At 59.8% G+C, this 21049-nt stretch carries 16 protein-coding genes; 10 read left to right on the top strand and 6 right to left on the bottom strand.

Annotated elements, in window-relative coordinates; all coding sequences use genetic code 11:
* The first annotated feature begins 50 nt into the window (after positions 1-50).
* From CXZ10_RS09890 to CXZ10_RS09870, 5 genes are all read left to right on the top strand, one after another.
* Positions 51-1214, top strand: a complete 1164-nt coding sequence (locus CXZ10_RS09890; RefSeq protein WP_101288969.1) for a glycosyltransferase — start codon at positions 51-53, stop codon at positions 1212-1214.
* An 84-nt stretch (positions 1215-1298) separates the two neighbouring features.
* A complete protein-coding gene (locus tag CXZ10_RS09885; RefSeq protein ID WP_180335934.1) occupies positions 1299-1550 on the top strand; it encodes an oligosaccharide flippase family protein in 252 nt (83 codons plus the stop codon).
* Between the two features lie 124 nt (positions 1551-1674).
* Positions 1675-3225 carry a lipopolysaccharide biosynthesis protein gene (locus CXZ10_RS09880; protein ID WP_101288967.1) on the top strand — a complete coding sequence of 517 codons (1551 nt, stop codon included), beginning with the start codon at positions 1675-1677 and terminating at the stop codon, positions 3223-3225.
* On the top strand, positions 3225-4334 hold the full coding sequence (locus tag CXZ10_RS09875; RefSeq protein WP_101288966.1) for a polysaccharide pyruvyl transferase family protein: 1110 nt from the start codon (positions 3225-3227) through the stop codon (positions 4332-4334). Before CXZ10_RS09880 ends, CXZ10_RS09875 begins: the two co-directional genes overlap by 1 nt.
* A 35-nt stretch (positions 4335-4369) precedes the next feature.
* Positions 4370-4669, top strand: a complete 300-nt coding sequence (locus tag CXZ10_RS09870) for an acyltransferase family protein (protein WP_101288965.1) — start codon at positions 4370-4372, stop codon at positions 4667-4669.
* Positions 4670-4720: 51 nt separating this feature from the next.
* On the opposite strand, the gene CXZ10_RS09865 is transcribed toward CXZ10_RS09870, so the two are convergent.
* The 4 genes from CXZ10_RS09865 to CXZ10_RS21345 all read right to left on the bottom strand — a co-directional run bounded on the left by CXZ10_RS09865 (position 4721) and on the right by CXZ10_RS21345 (position 9963).
* A complete protein-coding gene (locus CXZ10_RS09865) occupies positions 4721-5275 on the bottom strand; it encodes a hypothetical protein (protein ID WP_101288964.1) in 555 nt (184 codons plus the stop codon).
* Between the two features lie 373 nt (positions 5276-5648).
* Positions 5649-7604, bottom strand: coding sequence for a tetratricopeptide repeat protein (locus tag CXZ10_RS09860; protein ID WP_180335933.1), 1956 nt, complete (start codon positions 7602-7604; stop codon positions 5649-5651).
* 243 nt (positions 7605-7847) lie between these two features.
* Positions 7848-8219, bottom strand: a complete 372-nt coding sequence (locus CXZ10_RS09855) for a hypothetical protein (protein ID WP_101288962.1) — start codon at positions 8217-8219, stop codon at positions 7848-7850.
* 1057 nt (positions 8220-9276) lie between these two features.
* Positions 9277-9963, bottom strand: coding sequence for a hypothetical protein (locus CXZ10_RS21345; protein ID WP_143741506.1), 687 nt, complete (start codon positions 9961-9963; stop codon positions 9277-9279).
* 44 nt (positions 9964-10007) lie between these two features.
* Here CXZ10_RS21345 and CXZ10_RS21980 point away from each other — a divergent pair, with 44 nt between their 5' ends.
* The 5 genes from CXZ10_RS21980 to CXZ10_RS09830 all read left to right on the top strand — a co-directional run bounded on the left by CXZ10_RS21980 (position 10008) and on the right by CXZ10_RS09830 (position 16557).
* Positions 10008-10214 carry a helix-turn-helix domain-containing protein gene (locus CXZ10_RS21980; RefSeq protein ID WP_425298958.1) on the top strand — a complete coding sequence of 69 codons (207 nt, stop codon included), beginning with the start codon at positions 10008-10010 and terminating at the stop codon, positions 10212-10214.
* Positions 10215-10543: 329 nt separating this feature from the next.
* Positions 10544-12424: a putative bifunctional diguanylate cyclase/phosphodiesterase gene (locus CXZ10_RS09845; RefSeq protein ID WP_101288960.1), complete on the top strand. Its 1881-nt coding sequence runs from the start codon at positions 10544-10546 to the stop codon at positions 12422-12424.
* Positions 12425-12735: 311 nt separating this feature from the next.
* Positions 12736-14262, top strand: coding sequence for a DUF4153 domain-containing protein (locus CXZ10_RS09840; RefSeq protein ID WP_101288959.1), 1527 nt, complete (start codon positions 12736-12738; stop codon positions 14260-14262).
* Positions 14263-14269: 7 nt separating this feature from the next.
* A complete protein-coding gene (locus tag CXZ10_RS09835) occupies positions 14270-14968 on the top strand; it encodes a response regulator transcription factor (RefSeq protein ID WP_101288958.1) in 699 nt (232 codons plus the stop codon).
* Complete coding sequence (locus tag CXZ10_RS09830; protein WP_101288957.1) at positions 14965-16557, top strand: sensor histidine kinase; 1593 nt, start codon at positions 14965-14967, stop codon at positions 16555-16557. The genes CXZ10_RS09835 and CXZ10_RS09830 overlap by 4 nt, the downstream gene beginning before the upstream one ends.
* Positions 16558-16614: 57 nt before the next feature.
* On the opposite strand, the gene CXZ10_RS09825 is transcribed toward CXZ10_RS09830, so the two are convergent.
* Both CXZ10_RS09825 and CXZ10_RS09820 read right to left on the bottom strand, forming a co-directional pair.
* Positions 16615-18699 carry a DNA/RNA non-specific endonuclease gene (locus CXZ10_RS09825; protein ID WP_101288956.1) on the bottom strand — a complete coding sequence of 695 codons (2085 nt, stop codon included), beginning with the start codon at positions 18697-18699 and terminating at the stop codon, positions 16615-16617.
* A 300-nt stretch (positions 18700-18999) separates the two neighbouring features.
* A complete protein-coding gene (locus tag CXZ10_RS09820; protein WP_101288955.1) occupies positions 19000-20988 on the bottom strand; it encodes a methyl-accepting chemotaxis protein in 1989 nt (662 codons plus the stop codon).
* Positions 20989-21049: the final 61 nt, after the last annotated feature.

Raw genomic sequence — 21049 nt, 5'->3', positions numbered from 1 at the left:
TTCCGCTTCGGTCAACCCACTAGCCTCGCCAAGCTTTAGATGAATTCGGCTTGGCAAGAGATCAAGCGATTGTAAACTTCCGAAAAGACGAGGTAGAGGTTTTGACGAGAAAAATCGCATTCTTCATTAGGAGCATGGCGGGTGGCGGCGCCCAGCGAGCTATGGTGAGGCTTGCACGTGGCTTTGCCGAAGCCGGCCATTCGGTTGAAGCGTTGGTTTTAGAAGAGGACGGAAACTTTAAGGAGGAACTATCGGATAAGGTAAAGCTGACCAAATTGGGACCTAAGCGCATCTCCGGAGCCATTCTCGCGTTAGCGCGCTACCTACGCCGCGAACGACCGGATGCTATACTGGTTACCGAGCCTGCCTGCAACGTCGCGGTCATTGCCGCTAAGTTGTTGGCTGGCGGGTCGACGAGGGTCCTAATTCGAGAGGGCCTTTTCCCGTCTGTCGCAGCAACGGAAAGCCCGCATCGTGCCACCCGCCTCGCTTATCGATTGGCACCCTTCTTTTATCGCTACGCAGACGTAATTGTGGCGCTTGCTTCAGATTTGGCCAAAGACCTCGCGAAATGGGCACATCTTGATCTAGCAAGAATAACAGTCATCCCCATAAATCCGGTTGTGACGCCTGAACTTCTCGCGTACGCCGAGCTCACGCCTAAACATCCTTGGTTCCACGACCAGCTTCCGGTTATTCTCGGCGTAGGTAGGCTCGACCGACAAAAGGACTTTCAGACCCTTATCCAGGCTTTCGAACGACTCAGAAATCAGCGTCCATGTCGGTTGATGATTATCGGGGAGGGACCGCTTCGGGGCGAACTTGAATTACTTAAGGCGAAGTCTAGTTTTGGGAGTGATATTGAGTTGCCAGGTTTCGTCTCAAATCCGTTTTGCTTTATGTCGAAATGTAGCGTGTTCGTACTTTCCTCCCGCTACGAGGGGCTGCCCAACGCGTTAATTGAAGCGTTGGCAAGTGGGGCTTCTGTTGTAGCAACCAATTGTCCAAGTGGTCCCAGCGAAATTGTCGATGGCGATCGATACGGAAGACTTGTGCCAGTTGGCGATCCAGATGCAATGGCGCAGGCTATACGCGACACCTTGGATAGGCCGGCAAATTCGTCTCAAAGTAAAGCTCGAGGCCTAGAATTTACTATCGCCCGCAGCTCTTCGCTATACCTAAACGCGCTGTTCCCGCAGAGGCCAGTGTCATGAAGCCTTTAGATCCTTCAGCTCCTTCTGAAAATAGCCCCACAGAATCTCTAGCTGATACTGTGCTTTCAGGTGCCTACTGGATGGGTGCCGCCGCAGTTCTACAGGCTATTTATTCTGCAGATCGTAATTTTCGCGGTGCTGGCTCGTCTGCTTGCTCCGGTCGAGTTCGGCAAAGTCGCCATCGCGGGCATTTTCGTCGACCTAGCCACGGGCTTGGCGGCTCTTGGTACCGGCCAATCGCTTGTACAACAACGCGAGCTTACCGAACATCATATCCGCGCGGCTTTTTCGATCTCCTTGGTGGCCGGTTTTTCACAGCCTCTGCTCTCGCAATGAGTGATGCAATTTTGGCTACAATTGGTGAAGAACATAATTCGGCGCGTTCACGAGCAAGGGGTTTAGACTTCACAATAAAGAAAAGCGTGGATCTATACGAACAAGCAGTATTTGGAACGACGGTATGATTGTAGGTCCGGAAAGACATCCACGTCCTGAGCATAATAGTCGGCTGTCGTCCACCGTTGTCAATGGTGGCTTGTGGCTGGGTGCGTCAGCAGTGGTGCAAACAATATTGCAGATCGTCATTTTTGCAATTCTGGCGCGCTTACTCACTCCAAGCGAGTTCGGCCTCGTAGCTGTTGCAAATATTGTGACCGACTTCGTCACTGGTTTGGCAACGATGGGAGTTAGCCAAGCGCTAGTTCAAAAGAAGAATCTTACGCCAATTATTGTTCGAGCCGCCTTCACCTCTTCTCTGCTTGTTGGAGCTTTGTCGACTGGTGCTGTCTATTTGTTGAGTTGGCCAATTGCCGGATTAATGAATGCACCAGGTGTTACGCCTCTTATACAAGCATTGTCAGTCACGTTCTTCATACGCTCGCTGTCTCTAGTTCCCTTAGGGCTTGCATCGCGAGGCAAGAAATTTAGACTACTTGGACTGCGACAAGTAGTCTCGTACACAATAGGATATGGAATTGTAGGTGTTTTTGCGGCATATCGTGGCTGCGGAGCTTGGTCTCTGATATTTGCTCAGGTTTCCCAGGCGTCAGTTATAACCATTCTTATGTTCTCTAGCGTTAGATTTGAGAGCCGCTTCACGTTGGATCGTGCGGCACACAAAGCCATTGCCGGCTTCGGCTCTGGATACTCTTTTGCCCGCATTCTTAACTCATTGGCGAATCAAGCGGATAGAATGGTAGTGGGAGTGTTCTTGCCGCTGCCGCTAGTGGGAGTGTACTCAAGAGCGCTGCAGATTGCGCGGTACCCTGCGCTGATTTTTGGGCAAGTGATAGAAGATGTGTTGTTTCCCTCATTCTCGGGCATTCAGGGGGAAACGGGGCGACTGGGTGAGGCATATACCAAAGCCATCGGTTCTATTTCGATAATCATGACACCTATTTCGGTGTTCGTAATTCTAGCGTCACAACAAATCTGTGCTGTCTTGTTGGGGGCTGCTTGGGGAGACGCCCCTCAAATAGTGGCGATTATGGCAGCGGTGCTTATCTTTCGCTCTGCTCAAAGGATAACCAGTGCCGTGTTGAGGGCATTGGGGCGATCCTGGCTTGTTGCGGCGTTGCAGGCGCTGTTTTTTGTTCTTACAGCCACCGGAAGTATGATCGGCGTACGCTACGGCTTGTTGGGTGTTTCGGTTGCCGTAACGGGCGCGGTAGTCTGCCAATATGTCGCTTCTATATACTTGTGTGGAAAATACATCGATATCGCGCTTGTCAAGCTTTTAAGAACGCATCTTGCTGCCGCGCCGTTATCGATGGTCACTGTAATTTGTATTGTAGCTGTGGAGATTCTGCTATCGGAGGCACGTCCTGAAGTGCAGTTGGCTGTCATGGCTATTGGTGTTATTTTGTCTGGGATCTTAGTGGTTATTATTTTACCTCGCGTGTTCCTGCAGCTGGACGGGATATGGCTATTTGGTACTCTGTATAGTAGGCTTCCTTATTCAGTACGGAAGAACTCTATTTTAACCCTCATTTCCGCTAGGATACTCAATTGATGAAAGAGAAACTCAGAGTTCGCCTTCACGGAGCATTCGAGGTCGAGAATTTTGGGGACATTCTTTTGGCAAAAATCTTCGCCAATTGGGTCCAGGAGGCAGGGGGGATTCCTGTTGGAACTAGTGTTCCTGCGTACTTACAGAGTGAGCTAGATCTGGCGACCAGCACTAAAGCGGACGTCGCGGGTGTTATCATGATTGGCGGTGGATATTTGGGAGAGCCGCCGCGCTCTTTGGTAGGACGATGGTTCTGGGGAGAGAAACTTCGACACCGACACTTGGCAGTTATGCGGGCCGCCAAACAGGCTGGATTGCCCTATTGCATTACTGGCGTGGGCTTTGGCCCTATAACCAATCTGCTTGCCCGACGCGAGGCGGTCCAGCTTATGTCCAATGCGACATCCGTGACCTTTCGTGACAACGAGAGCATGGATTACGCCAGTAAGTACGGCTTCGGGCAGGGAAGCCTATCGGCGGATGCTGCCCTCAGTCTTCGAGACCTTCCACTTTCGCTCCAAGCAACTCAAGAGCGGGACAGAATCGCTCCGAAGGACGGGCGCCGGCTCGTGTTGGTGCAGCTAGATCGCTCATTGCTTACCCGGGAGGGGCAGTTTCTCGAACGCCAACTCTCTCGTCAACTCGCACGTGATGACTTGAAGGTTGTTGGTATATCTGACCAGAGGGGGACAGAGGTTTCTAATGGTCACAAAGTATGCTTTGAAAAAGTACAGTCGAAATTAAGAGATGCTGAGTTCCTTCCATATGACGGGGTCGAAAAGCTAATTGGACGGATCTCCGCTGCGGATTTGGTGATTACAAGTAAATTGCATCTGGGTATTGTCGCGACAGCGCTTGGAAAGCGGGTGATTTCGTTCCCGACTCATTCAAAAACGCAACGCTTTTATCGGCAAATCGGACGGGAGAATATCTGCTTGCCATTATTACAATGTACGGATCAGAAGGTCGATGATTTACTGGCTCATGGTCTAGGCTTGATTGGCTCCCCTCCGGAGCGGTTTCCTGAGAATATTCTTGAGCTTTCCAGGGAGAATGCGAATCAGATCAGAGGGTTTATGAGGAGAATTATTCTCGATACTAGGGGTAGGTGAATGTATAGTTCGCTTAGTGCGGGAGATATAAAGCCATGTTTACTTCGCTCCAGGCAGGGCGAGCCCTAGTTGCTACTGCCGTACTGTTCTCACATATGACAGTTCTTATGGCCGTAGAAAAGTACGGTGGTCTGGACTTCTTTGATGGATGGCTAAAGGCCGGCGCCTTCGGCTTAGATTATTTCTTCGTTCTGTCGGGGTTTATTATCTATGCCGCACAAGGGAAGCATCTTGGGCGACTGAGCGCTTTGAAACCTTACCTGCTAAAGCGGTTTTCACGTGTTTTCCCAATTTATTGGGTTTACACGGCGGGATTTACAAGTTTCGTTCTGTGAGGCGTTGGCGACAAAGTATTTAGTAACGGGTTTGGGAGTGGCTGTCCTACATCACTTGATACACTGGACTGATGCCAAAGCACCGCTCAGCGTTGCGTGGACGCTCGCCGATGAGATTTTCGCGTCCGCGCGTCGGACGCTTCGCGTCCTCGTCCTCAATTGAAGGTGTTGCTGCCATGCTGTAACGGCCAGATTCGCCGCGAAGCCAACCGAGTACCACCCGAAGGAGCAAGGCCGCGTCGAGACGATCTGTCTTCGCACGGCGGCGATCTCGGGACACAGCCACGCTGCTTGAATGGATGACATGCGCCTCGACACCGCGGTCGCCAAGCCATCGCGCCAGCCAGAACCGTCCCGCCCGGCCTCATAAGCAACGACCAGACGCTCGATCTTCCGGCCAGATTGGCAGCACTCCTGACGCCAACGATCGATCAGAGCAAATAGACTATCGGGATCTGGTCCTAGCTTCTTCAGCGGCTGGCGTTCGACGCCCGGAAGCAATCCGGTGACGAGCCATGTCGATTGACCCATCTCGATAACAACGATGAGGGTGCAATCCTGATCGAAGGCCGTTATTGCGCGGCTGGCAGTAAATTGATAAGGCATGAGGCGTCTCCAAGATCTCGAGGAGCGCCAGCTTGCCACAGACCGGCGCGTGCCCCATAGCATCTGGAAACCATCAGCCAGTTCAACGATGATCCAATCGTCAGTTTGCCAGCTGTGGCACGCTGATCATCCAAGTGGTGCCGGAAAGCGCCGAGGCCAAGCCGCATTTACAACACGCAATGGGACACGATCCTTGTTACCTGACTGCGTCGCCGAGGGTCAGGCCGATTTCGTTGGATTTCAGGCACAAATTACCTGCCTCACTATGGTCTCGGAAGGCGGGCAGCGATTCAGAGCTGTTCTGTAGTGCAGTCTGCACGACAGCGCCTTGTACGGATGACGGGGCAAGGTTGTTTTCGTACTTCTGAGGCCTTCACATCTCCGCAGCGCGAGCAGTAATGATTTTGGCCGCGGCGCTGCTGAGTGGTCCTTGCCGGCAGCGATCTCCTGAAGGTCCGAGATCGCACAATGATTGCAGCGCGCGGATGGTCGACGTCGTCAGAAGACCGTTCAACGGGCCGTCGTAATGCCCCGCAGCCTTCATATTACGTTGGAGTACGTAGACATATGCATTGGCGTTGGCGAAGCGTAGCGCCTCCATCATGCTTCTGCGTGCCGGAATAGGGGCATTGTCAATCGTCAATGCTAGGCGTTCGAAATCCGCCGTCGATCGGGCGGCGGCGGCGTCAAGCAGGTAGCGATTCTGGGCGATGGCCGCAGGTGACAGTAGACTTGCATATTTGTCGAGTGTCTGGCGCGCGTTGATGAGAGAAGGCTTGACCAGCTTTCCCTTGCCGCTGCGATAGACGGCAACCAAGCTGCGGGCGGCTTCGCCATTGCCTGCATCAGCTGCTGTCTGCAGAATGCTGAGAGCAGTTTTAGGGTTGCGAGCAACGCCGGCACCGGAAAAATACGCCTCTGCCAGACGCACAGGAGCAGAAGGGACGCCCTTTTCATTGGCTTCCTTCAGGTAGCGCAACCCTTCCGAGGGTTTGGAGGCCGCGCCGAACCAGCCTCGCAGATGGCCCTCGCCGAGATTCACCAAACTGCCATTGTCGCCTTTGCTTGCCGCGGCCGTATAGAGCTCCAGCGCCTTCGCTGGATTTCTCGACACGCCATGGCCGTCTCGATATAGCGCGGCGAGCCGCTTCATCGCGGTTGTGTTGCCGGCTGCGCGGGCCTTTTCGAGAAGCTCGACCGCCCTAGCGGGATCAGGTTCGACATACTCTCCACGTATGTAGAGGTCGGCAAGATAAAGTGTCGCGGCAATGTTACCCTTGTCGCTCTCGGTCATAACGAGCTCGACACCCTTCTCGGAATCGCGCGGTTCGCCAAACCCTTGCAGGGCGGCTTCGGCGAGGCGCTGCCAAGCGACACTGTGGCCTGCTTCTGCAGCCTGCTGGAAATAGCGGGTCGAAAGGGCTGGGTCGGCCGGCACCAGTACGCCGTCGCGGTAAATTTTCCCAAGGCGCGACATCGCTTGTGCATCCCCCGCCTCGGAGGAGATGGCCAAATACTCCACTACCTTGGAACCATCCGCCTCTAGCGGGCCGCTGCCACTATAAATATCCGCTAGTCGCTTGGCCGAAGGCGCGTCTCCACTATTGGCAAGTTCGGAGAAGATGGAAACGGCGGCGTCGGGATCGGCCGGAACACCGTTACCCGACAATAACGCTTCTGCAACTGCACGCTTGCCGTATTTATTGCCGGCGTCAGCGGCCGCCTTGTTGAACTGATAGGCGTTCGTGGGATTTTTCTCGACACCTATGCCGTCGCCGTACAGTTGGCCCAATCGAACATTGGCGTAAGACTGGCCCGCAGCCGCCGCGCGCGTCATTAGGTCGATACCGCGGGGAACATCCTGCGGAACAGCTTCCCCGCGAACGAGCAGGTCGCCTAGCCGGTATAGCGCATCGCGATTTCCAGCATTGGCGGCCTCTTCGAGCCATTGGGCGCCGCGGGCCGGATCCTTCGCAACCCCCTCTCCGCCGGTCACCAAGGCATAGCCCGCCTTGTATTTTGCGGTCACGTCGCCAAGGTTTGCTGCCGCTGCGTAGGCCGAAAAGGCCTTGGCTGGATCGGCCGCTATTATGCCTCCCTTGGAATAGAGGCCAGCGAGCTTCAGCCAAGCGTCGGCGTCGCCACTCTTGCCTGCGGCTTCGAGCAGGCTGATCGCCTTTGCATCGTCAACATCGACGCCGGTACCCGCCAGATAGAGGTCGGCCAGGGCGCGGGCGGCAGCGGAGTCGGTCGCCGCGGCGGCTCCCAGAGTAGCAATGGCCGTCTTTGCCTTTTCGGATGCCGGGTCCTTCCGGATGCTCGCAGTCAACGACTTGACGTTAAGCGAAGAGGCGGCCGAGCTCGTTTCTGCCTGATCTACCGCATCCTGCGCCCATCCTGGGGAGAGTAAGTAGCAGGGCGACACCAAAAGGGTGGCAGTTATGAGGAAAGCTCGAAAGGGTCTCATATTTATGCCCGCCTTTGTAGGAAAGAGTAGTGTGTAGTAGATTCAGTGCCAAACCAGTTCGTAAGCCGGAACAGAAACTCACAATAGCGAAATCAGTCCCGGAGCTTACTGGGGTTTAGGGCCAACTTTAAACGTGAAATTAGAACCTATCTTACGATAAACATGCAAGCGGCGACCGGCATCCGTGACGCCTGTATAAATAAAACCATTCGCCTGCCCAGCCGCAAGACGGGTGATCTTATACCCGTTGTATTCCTTGGGGCACTCCTTCTTAGTGCCCACCACGACGACTCTTGAGGGTTCCCGCTTGCTGGTCCGAAAAATCGGCTGTCCGTATTTGGCATCGAACAATACTTGGCACTGCCCACTCCCTACCGGGGCATAGGCAAATCCGCCGCCCAGATCGGTCATTCCTGCGGCGGAAACAGTGCCGGTGACGCCAAGGGAAAAAAGAGCTGCGACGATAATGGCCTTCATTATGTTACTCCGGTCGTTGAGGTTTTGCGGCGGGGCAAGGCAGCTCCGGGGCGCAGGACGATCGCAGGACATGCTTCGCATCGAAATCATCCCGCGCGGCCGTTTATTGAAAGGTCCAGGGCGAGGCCAGGAAATGCCGCCGTCCGGAGTCGGCGATTCGAGAGAAAACAGCGGAAAATCTCGGCGTATGGCCCAGCCTGGTTCTTTCAGGAAACACCATTGCCATGCCCCTTTCCGGTTTTTCTCCATAGTGTGCCGAAACCGGCACACGCCAGCATGCGTATAAACCATAACACACGAACCGGGCGAGCGCGACCCTGAATGTCCGTCCTGGGCGATGCTGAAGCGCACCTTCCCATTTGCTGCCGCACGCGGCTGGTATAAAAAAACAATCGGCCTTAAGCGTGTTCGCTCCTGCTGCGTACCCGTCTTTACAGAAAAGCTCAGATAGCATTCACTCCTAGTAAGGGAGATGCAGACGGCGTCGGCCGTTCATGACATGGCTTTTTGAGAGCGACGGGCAACGTTACCCCTTGTCTTCCGAAGATTGGGCGATCGATCCGGACTGTGTGGCTTTTCCGGTTGTTTGCAGTGTTGAGGTTGTGGGCCGGTGGTCTGCTTGGCGTGATCCTGACGACGAAAGCCATCGTCAGGCAGGCCTTAAGATGCACGCGCCATGCGCGTTCATCAGAACCCAACTCACAACGGCTTGAGTGTCTGGCCAAATGAGGCACGATCACTCACGCCTTGAAGCTTTCTGCATGTGCTTGCGACGAGCAAGCTTGATCAGGCGCCGCCCTTGGTCACTGTCGCCAACTCGCGAGCTTCACCAATTCAACGTTTTGCACATATCGCGCTACCACGTTGATCGAGTTCCAGCCGCCGCTTCGCATGATCGTAAGGATGTCGGCGCCGTTTACATCATATCCTGAGCAGCTCCCACGCGCATCGAGTGTCCGGAGAGGCGACTGGCGATTTCGGCCGGTAAGTCCGCGGCTGCTGCGCGCTGTTTCAGCATTCGTCCGATTGAATGCGGGTGCAGGGCGTCCGCTCCAGCTCATCCTGGATTCACGCGCCGAAACAGCCACCCTTCCGAAATTTTCGCTGCTTCAAGCCAGGCTTTGAGCGCGTCGGCGGCGGGTGCTGATACAAAGCCGTCACGACCGTCGCCGAACGGGTCGTTCTTGGCGCGGCGGATCAGTGCCAGCATGCTTCCATCGCTTAGCGGAGTAAGGTCTTCGACCCGCAAGGCTGCGAGCTCCGACCGTCGGCACATGGTGTCGTAGCCGACCATAATGATCGCTCGGTCGCGAAGGCCGGCAAGATCGTGGCCACAGGCGGCGGCCAGTTGGTCTCGGAGTTCCTTGGTAAGGCCGAGTGCTTGGCGAGGACGACTCGGCTTGGCCCGGAGCGCTCGACGCGTGGCGATCAACACTTCTTCATCCTCGGCAGGATTTTGTAGGTGGAACAGACGATGAACTTTACGTATGCCAGCCAAGCGGCGGCATGGTGTGTTGGCTGCAAGCTCGGGCGCTTGGGCCGCGATGAAGGCGGCAAGCGTACCGGGCGAAGCTGGCAATGAGCAAAGGTTGTTGGCAACGCCCCAACTGTCGAAGCTCGCGAAATCAGACCGATAGCTTCGAAGTGTTTGTTCGGAGTATGCTCCTTCGAGGCGGTCTATGGTTTCGCGCCAAATGAGCGCATAGGAGGTGGCGACTTGGTTTGGGGCAGATAATTGCTCCAATTTGTCTTTAATGTGGTACCAAATGTACCATTAAATCAAGTCCAATGATCACAGGGCTTCAAATAAGGGCTGCTCGAGCGGCGCTTCGGATGTCTTCTGCCGAGCTGGCTCGTGTGGCTGGCGTAGGACAACAGACCATCAAGCGTTTCGAGTTCGTCGATGGTCGTTATCGCACGTTCGCTAACTACCGTTACCATAGAGCTCGCGCCGCTGATCTCGCCGCGAGTGGGAGATCAATAACTTGCTCGTGAGTCTTGGGCTGTTATCAATTATTGAAGTAACCAGCGCGAGCTCTGTTTCTTACCAAGATAAGCGCCGACAGTACGCCCGCCACAGTTAGGCGGATCACCGCCGTCTATCTTCTGTCGCGACATCCAGCTCTCCGTCTGGTGGCACCTCCTCCCACATGAACCATTCGTTGAGAAAGAACCCGCAATAGTACCTTTGCGCTACTTGAGGGGCGGGGGATGTTTCCTCAGCATGGAGCGCTGAGCGTTCGAGGCGGACGCATGCGCCGGCCAAGGCGGCGAGGCCGCGCCGGCCTATGCTGTCTCACGGATGCGCCCGGGGAGCGAGGTCTATGAAGTGTCCTCCTGTTTTGCCGACGGAAGTGGAGCGGCTGAAGGCACTGTCTGAGTATGGGTTGGCCGATGAACGGCCGTTGCCCAGCCTCGACTCCGTGGTGCGCATCGCCGCGCGCATGTTCGGCATGCCCGTGGCCGCCGTGAACATGATCGGCAGCGATCACGTTTTCTTCGCCGCGAGCGTCGGCGTCGGCGAGGTCGACATGAGCCGCGATGTATCTTTCTGCGCGCACGCCATCACCCAGGATGGTGTGATGGTCGTTCCGGATGCAACCACCGACGAGCGCTTTCACGACAATCCCCTGGTCACCGGGCCGGCCAAGCTCCGCTTCTATGCCGGGGCTCCGCTCCTGTCCGCCGACGGCCAGCCGCTCGGCGCTCTCTGCGTGATCGATCATGAACCGCATGGCGATTTTTCCCGCGACGATATGAGCCGTTTGCGCGAGCTGGCGAACATGGCGACCGACCGGCTGGAGCTGCGCCGCATCGAGGTGTCCGCCGAGCGAGCCCTCCGCGCGAGCGCTCAGCGGGATACGACTGCCTATCGGGGAGATGCCGCGGAACTCTACAGGTTGGCCAATTTCGATACGCTGACTGGCCTTGCCAACCGCGGCCAGTTCTTTCGCCAGGTCGAAGAGGCGCTCGCCCGGCCTTTCGCTGTTGCCGTGGCACTAATCGATCTGGATGGGTTCAAGGATATCAACGACACCCTTGGGCACGCCGTTGGCGACGGTGTCCTACGGGAAGTCGCCTGTCGGCTGGAGAGTTGCGTCAAGGGCATCGGTACGGCGGCACGGATTGGCGGCGACGAGTTTGCGGTTCTGTTGCATGGGGTTGCCGATCCTGAGAAGGCGGTGGAGATTGCCGCGGCGATAAACGACGAGATCGGCAAGCCGATCCTCGTTGAGGACCAGGAGATCTCCGTCGCGGCAAGCTCCGGCCTATCGCTCGCCCCCCTCCACACCGGCAATCCGGTGGAGTTGCTCGGCAACGCCGACCTTGCCTTGTTTAGGGCGAAGTCGGGCGATCGCGGCCGCGCGCTCGTCTTCGAGCCCTCCCTGCGCCTGGAGGCCGCGGCGCGGCGCCTCTATGGCGCGGAAATCCACCGGGCGGTCAAGGAGCGCGAGTTTCTGCTGGTCTATCAGCCGCAGATCCGGCTGTCCGACGGGGCGCTGACCGGGGCCGAAGCCCTGATCCGTTGGCGACACCCCACGCGCGGGCTGTTGACGCCGGCGGCTTTCCTGCCGGCCCTCGAAAGCGGCCCGCTCGCTGCTGCCGTCGGGTCGTGGGTTCTCGACGAAGCCTGTGCGCAGGCGGCGCTATGGCGACGCAATGGCCTGCAAACCTTCCGCATGGGCGTCAACCTGTTCGGCGCGCAGTTCCGGGTCGGCGATTTTGTCGAGGAGGTACTCGATACGCTCGACAAGCACGGCCTGCCTCCTGGTTCTCTTGAACTCGAGATCACCGAGAACATCGTCCTCGATCATGATGATGTCGTTCTGGAGAAGCTGAGAAAGCTGCGGGCGCACGGGGTCGGAATTGCCTTCGACGATTTCGGAACCGGCTTTGCCTCGCTCAGTTTGCTGAAGCGCTATCCGCTGACGCGGATCAAGATCGATCGTTCCTTTGTCGATGGCATGCTCGTCTCCGAGAAAGACGCTTCGGTGGTCCGGGCGATCCTCGACATGGCCAAAGCCTTCGATCTTGAAACGGTAGCCGAGGGCATCGAGCGCGAGCCGGAGCGTGACAGCCTCCTGCGCCTCGGATGTACCGAAGGTCAGGGCTATCTGATCGGCAAGCCGATGCTGGCGCCCCACTTCGCCGAGATCTTCAATCTTGCTCCCCCCGCCACGAGACAGGCGGTTGCAGGCTGTTGAGCCCTCAGGCCGCCTATGCGCTAGGCGCTATTGCATGAAATCTGCACGCAAATCCTGAAACGCTGCTGAAACCCGCCCCGTTTCCTGCGTTCCGGCATGCGACGACAGGGCATGTCGATCCGTGCCCGCCTCCATCTCCCTTCTGCCAAACAGCTTCCCGACCGCCTCGTCCAGGACGCATGGTGGCTTGCCGGGTCGGTATCTGACGAGATCCCGCCGCACCGTTCCTGTCCTCTGCCGCACAAGCCGGAAGCGGAACCTGTTTTGGCGCCCCGCCAGACCGTTGAAACTCCTGCCCGGAACTGCCGATCATGAATCTCCTTGTTGCCGATCGCCGCCCTGCCTATGTCAGTCCTTCACTCTGGTTCAAGCAACGCAGCACCGCCCTTGTCCTACTGGTGGCCATTGCCGATTTGCTATTCTACGACGTGCCCGCCGCCGGCCTGCCGATCGCGCTCTTTCTCGTTTTGCTTTTGGCCGCGGCGGCGGCATTCAATCGGCTCCGGTCTTCCGGGCAGTCGCGCCTTGCTGCCATCGTGCTTGTGGTCGCCGCCGTCGCCGCGTTGGCAATGGACGCCAATCCCCTGTCCGTTGCCCTTGCCATCGGTCTCTCCGCCGCGGGCATCGTACTACTCGTCCACGGTGCCGCCGGGTGGCTAACAGTTGCAGCGATCGCCATCCTGATGCCGCTCGGCGGCTGGCTGCGGTTCGCGGCAGACCTGCTGTTGATGCGGCGGGCCATGTCTCGGCGTGGTCGGCTGCGCTTCGACATTCTCGGTTGGATCGTGCCGGTCGGCCTGTCGCTGTTCTTCCTGGCCGTCTTCCTGGCTGCCAATCCGGTGATCGAGCGGTGGGCCGCTTTGCTGAGACCGGACCGGCTGATGCTCGTCGATGGTCCGCGCTTCCTCTTCTGGCTGACCATGGCGCTGCTTGTCTGGCCGATTTTGCATCTCGTGCGAAGCCGGCGAACGCTGCCATTCACACTGCCAGCCGCGGGTGAAAGCTGGTCGAGTTTCCTGGGTGAGGTTGCCGTCCGGCGTTCGCTCGTTTCCTTCAACCTGCTGTTCGCGCTGCAAACCTTGACCGATGCCGGCTATCTCTGGGGCGGTGCAGCCTTGCCTGAGGGCATGACCCATGCCGAGTATGCCCATCGCGGTGCCTATCCGTTGATGGTTGCGGCCATGGTGGCGGCCGCCTTCGTGCTGGTCGCGCTTCGGCACGATTCGGATGGGCAGCGCCCACGGGCCTTGAAGCCGCTTCTTCTGGTTTTCGTCGGCCAAGGGCTGGTGCTGGTCGCCTCGTCCATGTTGCGCCTCGATCTTTATGTTGGGGCCTATTCGCTGACGCTCTGGCGCGTGGCGGCCTTTATCTGGATGGGACTCGTCGCCTTCGGCTTCGTCACCATCCTCATTCGCATCGTCTCCGGGCAATCGACGCGCTGGCTGCTGAACGTCAATGCCAGTGCGGCCCTGGTCACGCTTTGGGTCTGCTGTCTCGTGGATCTCGCCGGTCTGGTCACCGCCTTCAATATTGCGCATTCGCGCGAAGCGACCGGTCAGGGGCCGCAGCTCGATCTTACCTACATCGCTCATACCTTCGGGGCGCAGGCCATCCCGGCGCTCGACAGCCGCCGCGACCTGCTGGCCGGGCAGGGCAAGCACTGGATCACCCGCGTCGACGGCGTCTGGATCAGCATCTCCCTTGATGACTGGCGCGATCAGATGGCCAGGAAGGCGCTTGCAACGGAGGAGAGTTGGCGCACCTGGAGCTTTGCAGACTGGCGGCTCAGGCGTTATCTGTCCGAGGCGCCTCAATGGGCCGCTTTCGAACGCCGGTGACCTCACCATGCAGCCTGCTTCCATTCTGGTGGTCGACGACGATCCCGCCATCCGCTCGGTGATCATCTTCGCCCTGGAGAAAGCCGGTCATCGGACGCATGCCGCCGGCGATGGACGGGAAGCCGTCTCCCTGTTCTCAAGGGAAACTCCGGACCTCATCGTCCTCGACATCGGCATGCCCGAAATGGACGGATTTGCCGCCTGTCGGGAAATCCGTAAGGCCAGCGAGGTGCCAATCCTGTTTCTGTCGGCCCGTGACGAGGAAATCGACCGGGTGCTCGGGCTCGAGCTTGGCGGCGACGATTACGTCACCAAGCCCTTCTCGCCGCGTGAGTTGGTGGCACGCGTCGCCGCCATCCTGAAACGCAGCCGAGGATCGGGAGAGGCCGAGGCCCGCCGTCTCGGCCGCGGTGTTGTCTCGCTCGATACCCATGGCCATCGCACCTTTGTCGGCGAGCAGCCGGTAGCCCTTACCGCCCAGGAATTTGCCATCCTGCGCGCCCTGATGAGCTGGCCGAACCAGGTGTTCGATCGCGAGAGAATTCTGGAAACGGCCTGGCCGGATGCCATCCACGTCTCCGACCGCACCGTCGACAGCCACATTCGCAACATCCGCGCCAAGCTCGGTGCGGCCGGCTGCGCCACGGTCATCGAAACGGTGCATGGCGTCGGTTTCCGCCTCGGTCCCTGTGTGGCGGCGCCGTGAGCGCCTCGGCGCCGCGGGTGCGGCAAAAGTGGCGGCCTCGCATCGGCCTCATCGTGGCGTCTGCCCTGGCACTGGTAGCCTGCCTGCCGCTTGGCAGCGTCATCTTCTTTCGCATCTATGACCACCAACTGGTTCGGCAGACCGAGGCCGAACTGATCGCCCTGAGCGCCGCTGTCGCCGCGCGGATCAGCGCCGACCTCACGGCCAGCACGCCTGTCGGCTTGCGGCTCGGGCCGGCTGTTCGCGTTGGAGAGGCGAATGCCGACGGTCTCGCTCCCATCCTGCCTAGGCTCGATCTCGCGACCGACGCGATCCTGCCGCCGCGACCGGACGCATTGCCAGCCATAGGTTCTTCACCGCTGGCGGATCTCGGTCGCCGCCTGACGCCCGAACTGGCGGCGATCCGCGCGGCAACCCTGGCTGGCTTCCGTGTTCTTGATACCGACGGCGTGGTGGTGGCTGGCGCCGGCGAGGTGGGGCAATCGCTGGCGCATCTGCCAGAGGTGGCAGGCGCCTTGGCCGGAGAGTATCGATCGGTGCTGCGCCAACGCAACTCCAAGCGCCCGATTCCAGCGCTCGATTCGATCAGCCGGGGGGCGGACATTCGCGTGTTCGTCGCTCTGCCGGTTGCCGTCGACGGGCGGGTGGCGGCCGTCGTCTATGCATCGCGCACGCCGGCCAATGCGCTCAAGCAGCTCTATCAGGAGCGCTACAAGGTAGGGCTCGCCCTGTTGAGCGTGCTGGCCGCGACGACGATCATCGGCTTCGTCTTCCACCGCACCATCACCCGGCCGGTACGGGCACTGATCGCTCGCACCCGGGCGATTGCCGACGGCGACCGCGCCGCGCTGCAACCCCTCGCCCATCATGGCACGGCAGAGTTCGCTCAGCTCTCGCAGAGTTTTCTCGATATGGCAGCCAGCCTTGCCGCCCGCTCGGAGTATGTCGCGACCTTCGCGGCCCACGTCTCGCACGAGCTGAAGTCGCCGCTGACGGCCATATCCGGAGCTGCCGAGCTCCTCGCCGACGATGTGACCGACCCGACCATGACGCCTGCCCAGCGCGCGACATTCATCGCTGGAATCCAGGCCAATGCCGATCGTCTCGGCGCACTGGTGGGCCGCCTGCGCGATCTGGCCCGAGCGGAGACGATGCCGACCGCCGGTGCGTGCAGACCGGCCGAGGTGGTCGAGGCGCTGCGTGCCGAGCGGCCGGATGTGACGATCGAAGCGACCGGCGATCTCGGCAACTGCGTCGCCATGTCCGCCGAAACGCTTGCGCTTGTCCTCGGCCATCTCGTCGACAACGCAGCGGCGGCTGGCGCCGGCCGCGTTGCCACCTCGGCTGTCCAGGAGGGGGACCGGCTCTTTATGGTCGTCGCTGACGACGGCCCCGGCATCTCGCCGGCCAATCGTGCCAAGATCTTCGATCCGTTTTTCACCACGCGCCGGGCCGACGGCGGCACCGGCATGGGGCTTGCCATCGCCCGTGCCATGGTGGCGACCCATCGGGGCAGCCTCGATCTCGTCGATGGTGGCAAGGGCGCCAGCTTCCGGATCGTCTTGCCCATGGCCGATGCGGCAAACTAGCCGCTCCGCCGAGTGAGGCCCTTTCTTGCGGATCGCACGGGCCTTTCGGCCGAGCCATCACGCCAGGATGTCATCGAATGAGGTGATGCGAATTTGCGCCTCCCCGACGGCCGGCTGCGCCGCGGCGGCGATCGTGTCGGCGTCTCGCACCGTCTGACCGAAATCGAGGCCGGTTCGCTGTTCAATGGCCTTGATCGCCACGCGCCACTGGTTGACTTGCGGGATGCTGTCGTCGGCCCGGCTGACCATCGACCGTTTCTCGTCGAGCAGGGCAAGCTGATCGACGACGAGACCCACGGCCTGCAACCCGGCATGACCTTTCCAGACGACGACCTTGAAGAAGGATGACGGCACCTGCACGTCGTCCGCCCAGCGATCTATGGCGTCGGAGAAGATCGGCCCCTGAAAGACGCTTAGTCGGGACTCTGAATCGGCGGCCAGCACGCCCTTTTCCAGCACGTAGCGTTCGACGCCCTGCCAAAACTTGGTGCTTTGGTTGAAGCGGAAGTGCTGCGGCGAACAGTTGGTGAAGTGGTAGGTGTCGGCATTGGCGCGGACCGCGATTTCCGGCGCCCCCCAGGTTGGGTCGGTTCTGCGTGTCAGATGCCCGCGATCGAAATAGGTCGACCAGCTCGAGTAGAAACTCTGGTCGAGGAAGAAGCTCGCGCTGATGCGCGGGTCGAGCCACCAGGTCTCGCCCTCCTGCGCGTCAGCCGGCTGCCCCGTCTTGCGATCGATCGCAAGATAGGTTGCCCCATCGATGTTCGTTGCAGTGAACATGGCGATCCGCTTGGCCTTGTTCATGACGAGGCTGAAATGCTCATACTTGAGGATGCCCTTGTCGGGGTTCTCCTGATCGGCGCGAAGCGTTCCAATTTGCTTGGCGAGTTCGGCATTGGGTTCTGGCAGCGCGACCACAACGCCCGGAATGAAGTCCTCCTGGTAGCCACCACGGTTGCCGTAGTTCTTGTCGACCTGGAGTTTCTCGGCAGCGGCAACCAGGGCCTTGCCGGACGGTCCGGCAGGCGCGGTTGTCACGGCGACATTTGTCGCCGCGCCCGTGCCGACACGCACAATGATCTCGATCGGGATGGAGAGCTTGAACTCCGAGGCGGTGTCCTGCGGCATGCTGGTGACTCCTGTCAGGTGCGCTTCTGCCGGTGGCGATGGCCTCGGCCTGGGCGGGCCGAGCAGACGATCGCCCAATGGGCCGGGCGCGGCCTTGTCATAGGCGAGCGCCGTCTCGACGAGAGCCCGGGCACTGGAGGGGAGCGTTCCAAGGCGCGCCTCGAGATCGTTGTAGATCGCGCTGATGCGTATTCCCTCATTGACCGTATCGGGGATCGGCTTGCCGGCGTCATCGGTTCGCTCGAGAAATGGCTCGCCGAAATGGTGAAGGGCGATGACCTCCCACATGTCGTTGAACACGGGCGAACCCGACGATCCATGATCGGTGTCGGTCTCGTAGAGCAGCGTGCGCTCGGTGCGATGGGTGAGAAGATTGTTACGCACCGCAATCATCTTGGGTGCCCCTTGCGGGTGCTGGATGATGTTGATGTTCATCCCGACGAAGTGCTTGTCGCGCCGGTTCGACAGCGGGCAGTAACCGAAATCCGCCGGAGACGCGGCGCCGGCCAATCGAGGCCCGAGCGCGATGACGGCGTAGTCGAGCTGGTCTTCCGGCGAGAAGACCGCGCAGCGATCCGGATCGAGCCGAAAGGAAGTGGTCGGCGTCGGATGCCCCCTGGCATCGGCCTGACGGTCGAAGGTGACCTGCGCGCCCAGCGCTGACGGGGCATCCTCGACAACATGCTGGTTGGTGAGAAACAGATCGGGGCTGATCAGGAAGCCGGTTCCCGAGCAGGACTTGCCGGCCGCCATCACCTCGACATAGCCGACTGCGCGCTGGATCTGCGCGCCGATCATCAGAAACGACGCCGGCTGAAAATCGATCGTGTTGCCTTGTACCGCTTCGGCGGCGGAGCGATTGGCAACATCGCTGGTTCGGCCCAGATAGTCGGCAAGTCGTTGCTGGTCGGGTTCGGCCATCAGCCATTGCTGGCTGTCCGCCAGTCGCCGGACCCAGCGTCGATCACTGCGAGTCTGCTCGACAAGCGCTCGGAACTTGTTGCTTGTCCTCATCGCTCTTCCCCCAAAAGCGCGAGTTAGTAAGCCAACGAAGTTACGCAAGAAGTTGCGACGCGAAGATTTATTTGCTGCAGAGGTAAGTCTGCCGCGATCCGCATCAGCAATGATAAGAAATCTACGCTATATTGAAGGTTGTACGGTAACACTTCTTCAAGGGACAAGCGAGTCCTGAGATGCGGTAGTGCCGAAATGTTCGCCTGCCCTGCACAAGCGGCGTGGGGCTGTCCAATGCCCATGAAAGACAAGGGGAGCGGCCGATCGCCGCTCCCCTCTTCCGTGTCGTTATGAGCCCCGTCAGGCGGCGGCCAGTTGCTCGGCGAAGGTGCTGACTTCCTGGTTGAGATCCTCGGCACGGCGGGCGAGGTCGTGGGCGAGATTGGTCAGCCGGCCAGCCGATGTGCCGGTCAGGTCGACCGCTGCCGCTACCTCGCCGATGTTCTCGGTGACGGCACCGGCGCCGGCGGCGGCCCGCTGGCAGTTGATGGCGATCTCGCGGGTGGCGGCGCCTTGCTCCTCGACGGCAGCCGAAATCGACTGGGTGATCTCGCCCAGCGAACGAACGGTGTTGACGATGCGGGCGATCGCCTCGACGGAGGTCGACGTCTGCGTCTGGATCTCCACGATCTTCTGCGAGATGTCGGCGGTGGCCTTGGCGGTCTGCGAAGCGAGTTGCTTCACCTCCGATGCCACGACTGCAAACCCCTTGCCGGCTTCGCCGGCCCGCGCCGCCTCGATGGTGGCGTTGAGCGCCAGAAGGTTGGTCTGTTCGGCGATGGCCGAAATCAGGCTGACCACGTCGCCGATCTTCTCGGCAGCCGACGACAGGGCGCTGATGCTCTGCTCGGACAGTGTCGCGTCATCCACGGCGTTGGCGGCCACGTCGGCCGACTTGCGGACTTGACCGGCAATCTCGCCGATGGAGGCCGCCAGTTCCTCCGTCGCCGAGGCGACGGTGTTGACGTTGAGCGATGCTTCCTCCGCGGCCGTGTTGACCACGTCGGTGCGATCGGCCGATTGGCGGGCATTGGCCGACAGACCGTCGGCGGCGGCATTCACCTCGCTCGACGAAGCGGTGAAGGCACCGGCCAGTGCGGTCATCCGGTCCGTGAAGGCGGACACCAACTCTATGCGATGGCCGGCGGCGCGAATGGCCTCGGCGCTCTGGTCTTCCCGTTCGAGCCGCATGCGCTCGGCTTCGGCAAGACCGTCGCGGAAGACCGCGAAGCCCTTCGCCATGGCGCCGATCTCGTTGCGGAGGCCGGCATAGGGAATTTCGACGTCGAGACGGCCGGCCTCGATGTCGCCAAGCACGGCGGTGAGACGCGCGAGTTGCCGGCCGATCGAATGGGTGACGACATAGGCGAGCACGCCGGCGATCGTCAGAATCACGGCGATGATGGCAAGGTTGCTGTACATGGCCCAGCTGAGGCCGCTGAGGCGGTTGCCGAGCAGGGCATCGACCTCATCGGTCGTCTGATGCCAAAGCGCCAGCGTCTGGCCGCGCAAGGCGCCCTTGGCCTCGGCGATGCCGACGTTGAGTTCTTTCGGAAACTTGCCGGTCGCCAGTACCAGAACGGCCGGCCTGACTTTGTCCGCGAAACCGGTTGCCGCCTTCGAGAGCTCCGCTGCCTTGGCTTTGAGATCGGTGGCGCTGGCGTCTGTGACGTCGGCCAGGCCGAGCTCGAAGTCATGGGTGAGGGCGGCGGCGCTCTGGTCGATGTCGTGCAGTGCGCTGACGATGTCGATGCGCTGCTGCGGGGTGATGAAACCCTTGGTGCGGTCGGCAAGATCGAAGAGATCGCCAAGATTGCTCGACGCCATCAGGAGCGTCGGCATCTGCACCGTGACGGCGTCGATGAGGTAGGAGCTGGTCGCCTTCGGATCGAGCGTCAACTCGGACGTGTTGCGCACGGCGTTGAGCAAGGTCAGACCGGTCATCTTGGCTTCGTTGCCGCGTCCGACTTCGGCGGCGGCGATGAAATCCTTGGAGAGCTTCTCGGTGCCGTGCAGCCCGTCATAGGCCGGCGAGCCCTCGGTATAGGATTTGCGAACATCGGCCACCGCCTGCGACATGGCGGCGCCCGGTGCGCGCTCTTCGGCGAGGAGCGCTTCCCACAGGGAGAAGGCGAGCCGGTAATGCTCCATGCCCTTTGTCTCGGTGGTGGTCTGCTTGGTCTGTTCCCTCGACTGCTCGAAGAAAATCTTTCCGAACGTGAGGACCGGAATGATCATGACGCCACAGATCAGGGCAATACGGGAAATGATGCGTAGACGATCGAACATGGGGCCTCCAGCCAAGCTTCCGGGGCGCGGTTTCCTCCGCCCGGCACCGGTGCGTGAACGA

Source organism: Pleomorphomonas diazotrophica (genome assembly GCF_002844595.1).
GTDB classification, from domain to species: Bacteria; Pseudomonadota; Alphaproteobacteria; order Rhizobiales; family Pleomorphomonadaceae; genus Pleomorphomonas; species Pleomorphomonas diazotrophica.
Note: the sequence above shows the minus strand (reverse complement) of the source record. Positions and strands in the feature narration are given on the sequence as shown.

What these genes read in the sequence shown, in the direction of transcription:
- CXZ10_RS09865 (WP_101288964.1), bottom strand. Translation starts at nt 5,275, where the DNA reads ATGCCTTATCAATTTACTGCCAGCCGCGCAATAACGGCCTTCGATCAG.
- CXZ10_RS21980 (WP_425298958.1), top strand. Translation starts at nt 10,008, where the DNA reads ATGATCACAGGGCTTCAAATAAGGGCTGCTCGAGCGGCGCTTCGGATG.
- CXZ10_RS09875 (WP_101288966.1), top strand. Translation starts at nt 3,225, where the DNA reads ATGAAAGAGAAACTCAGAGTTCGCCTTCACGGAGCATTCGAGGTCGAG.
- CXZ10_RS09840 (WP_101288959.1), top strand. Translation starts at nt 12,736, where the DNA reads ATGAATCTCCTTGTTGCCGATCGCCGCCCTGCCTATGTCAGTCCTTCA.
- CXZ10_RS09845 (WP_101288960.1), top strand. Translation starts at nt 10,544, where the DNA reads ATGAAGTGTCCTCCTGTTTTGCCGACGGAAGTGGAGCGGCTGAAGGCA.
- CXZ10_RS09855 (WP_101288962.1), bottom strand. Translation starts at nt 8,219, where the DNA reads ATGAAGGCCATTATCGTCGCAGCTCTTTTTTCCCTTGGCGTCACCGGC.
- CXZ10_RS09870 (WP_101288965.1), top strand. Translation starts at nt 4,370, where the DNA reads ATGTTTACTTCGCTCCAGGCAGGGCGAGCCCTAGTTGCTACTGCCGTA.
- CXZ10_RS09880 (WP_101288967.1), top strand. Translation starts at nt 1,675, where the DNA reads ATGATTGTAGGTCCGGAAAGACATCCACGTCCTGAGCATAATAGTCGG.
- CXZ10_RS09820 (WP_101288955.1), bottom strand. Translation starts at nt 20,988, where the DNA reads ATGTTCGATCGTCTACGCATCATTTCCCGTATTGCCCTGATCTGTGGC.
- CXZ10_RS09835 (WP_101288958.1), top strand. Translation starts at nt 14,270, where the DNA reads ATGCAGCCTGCTTCCATTCTGGTGGTCGACGACGATCCCGCCATCCGC.
- CXZ10_RS09825 (WP_101288956.1), bottom strand. Translation starts at nt 18,699, where the DNA reads ATGAGGACAAGCAACAAGTTCCGAGCGCTTGTCGAGCAGACTCGCAGT.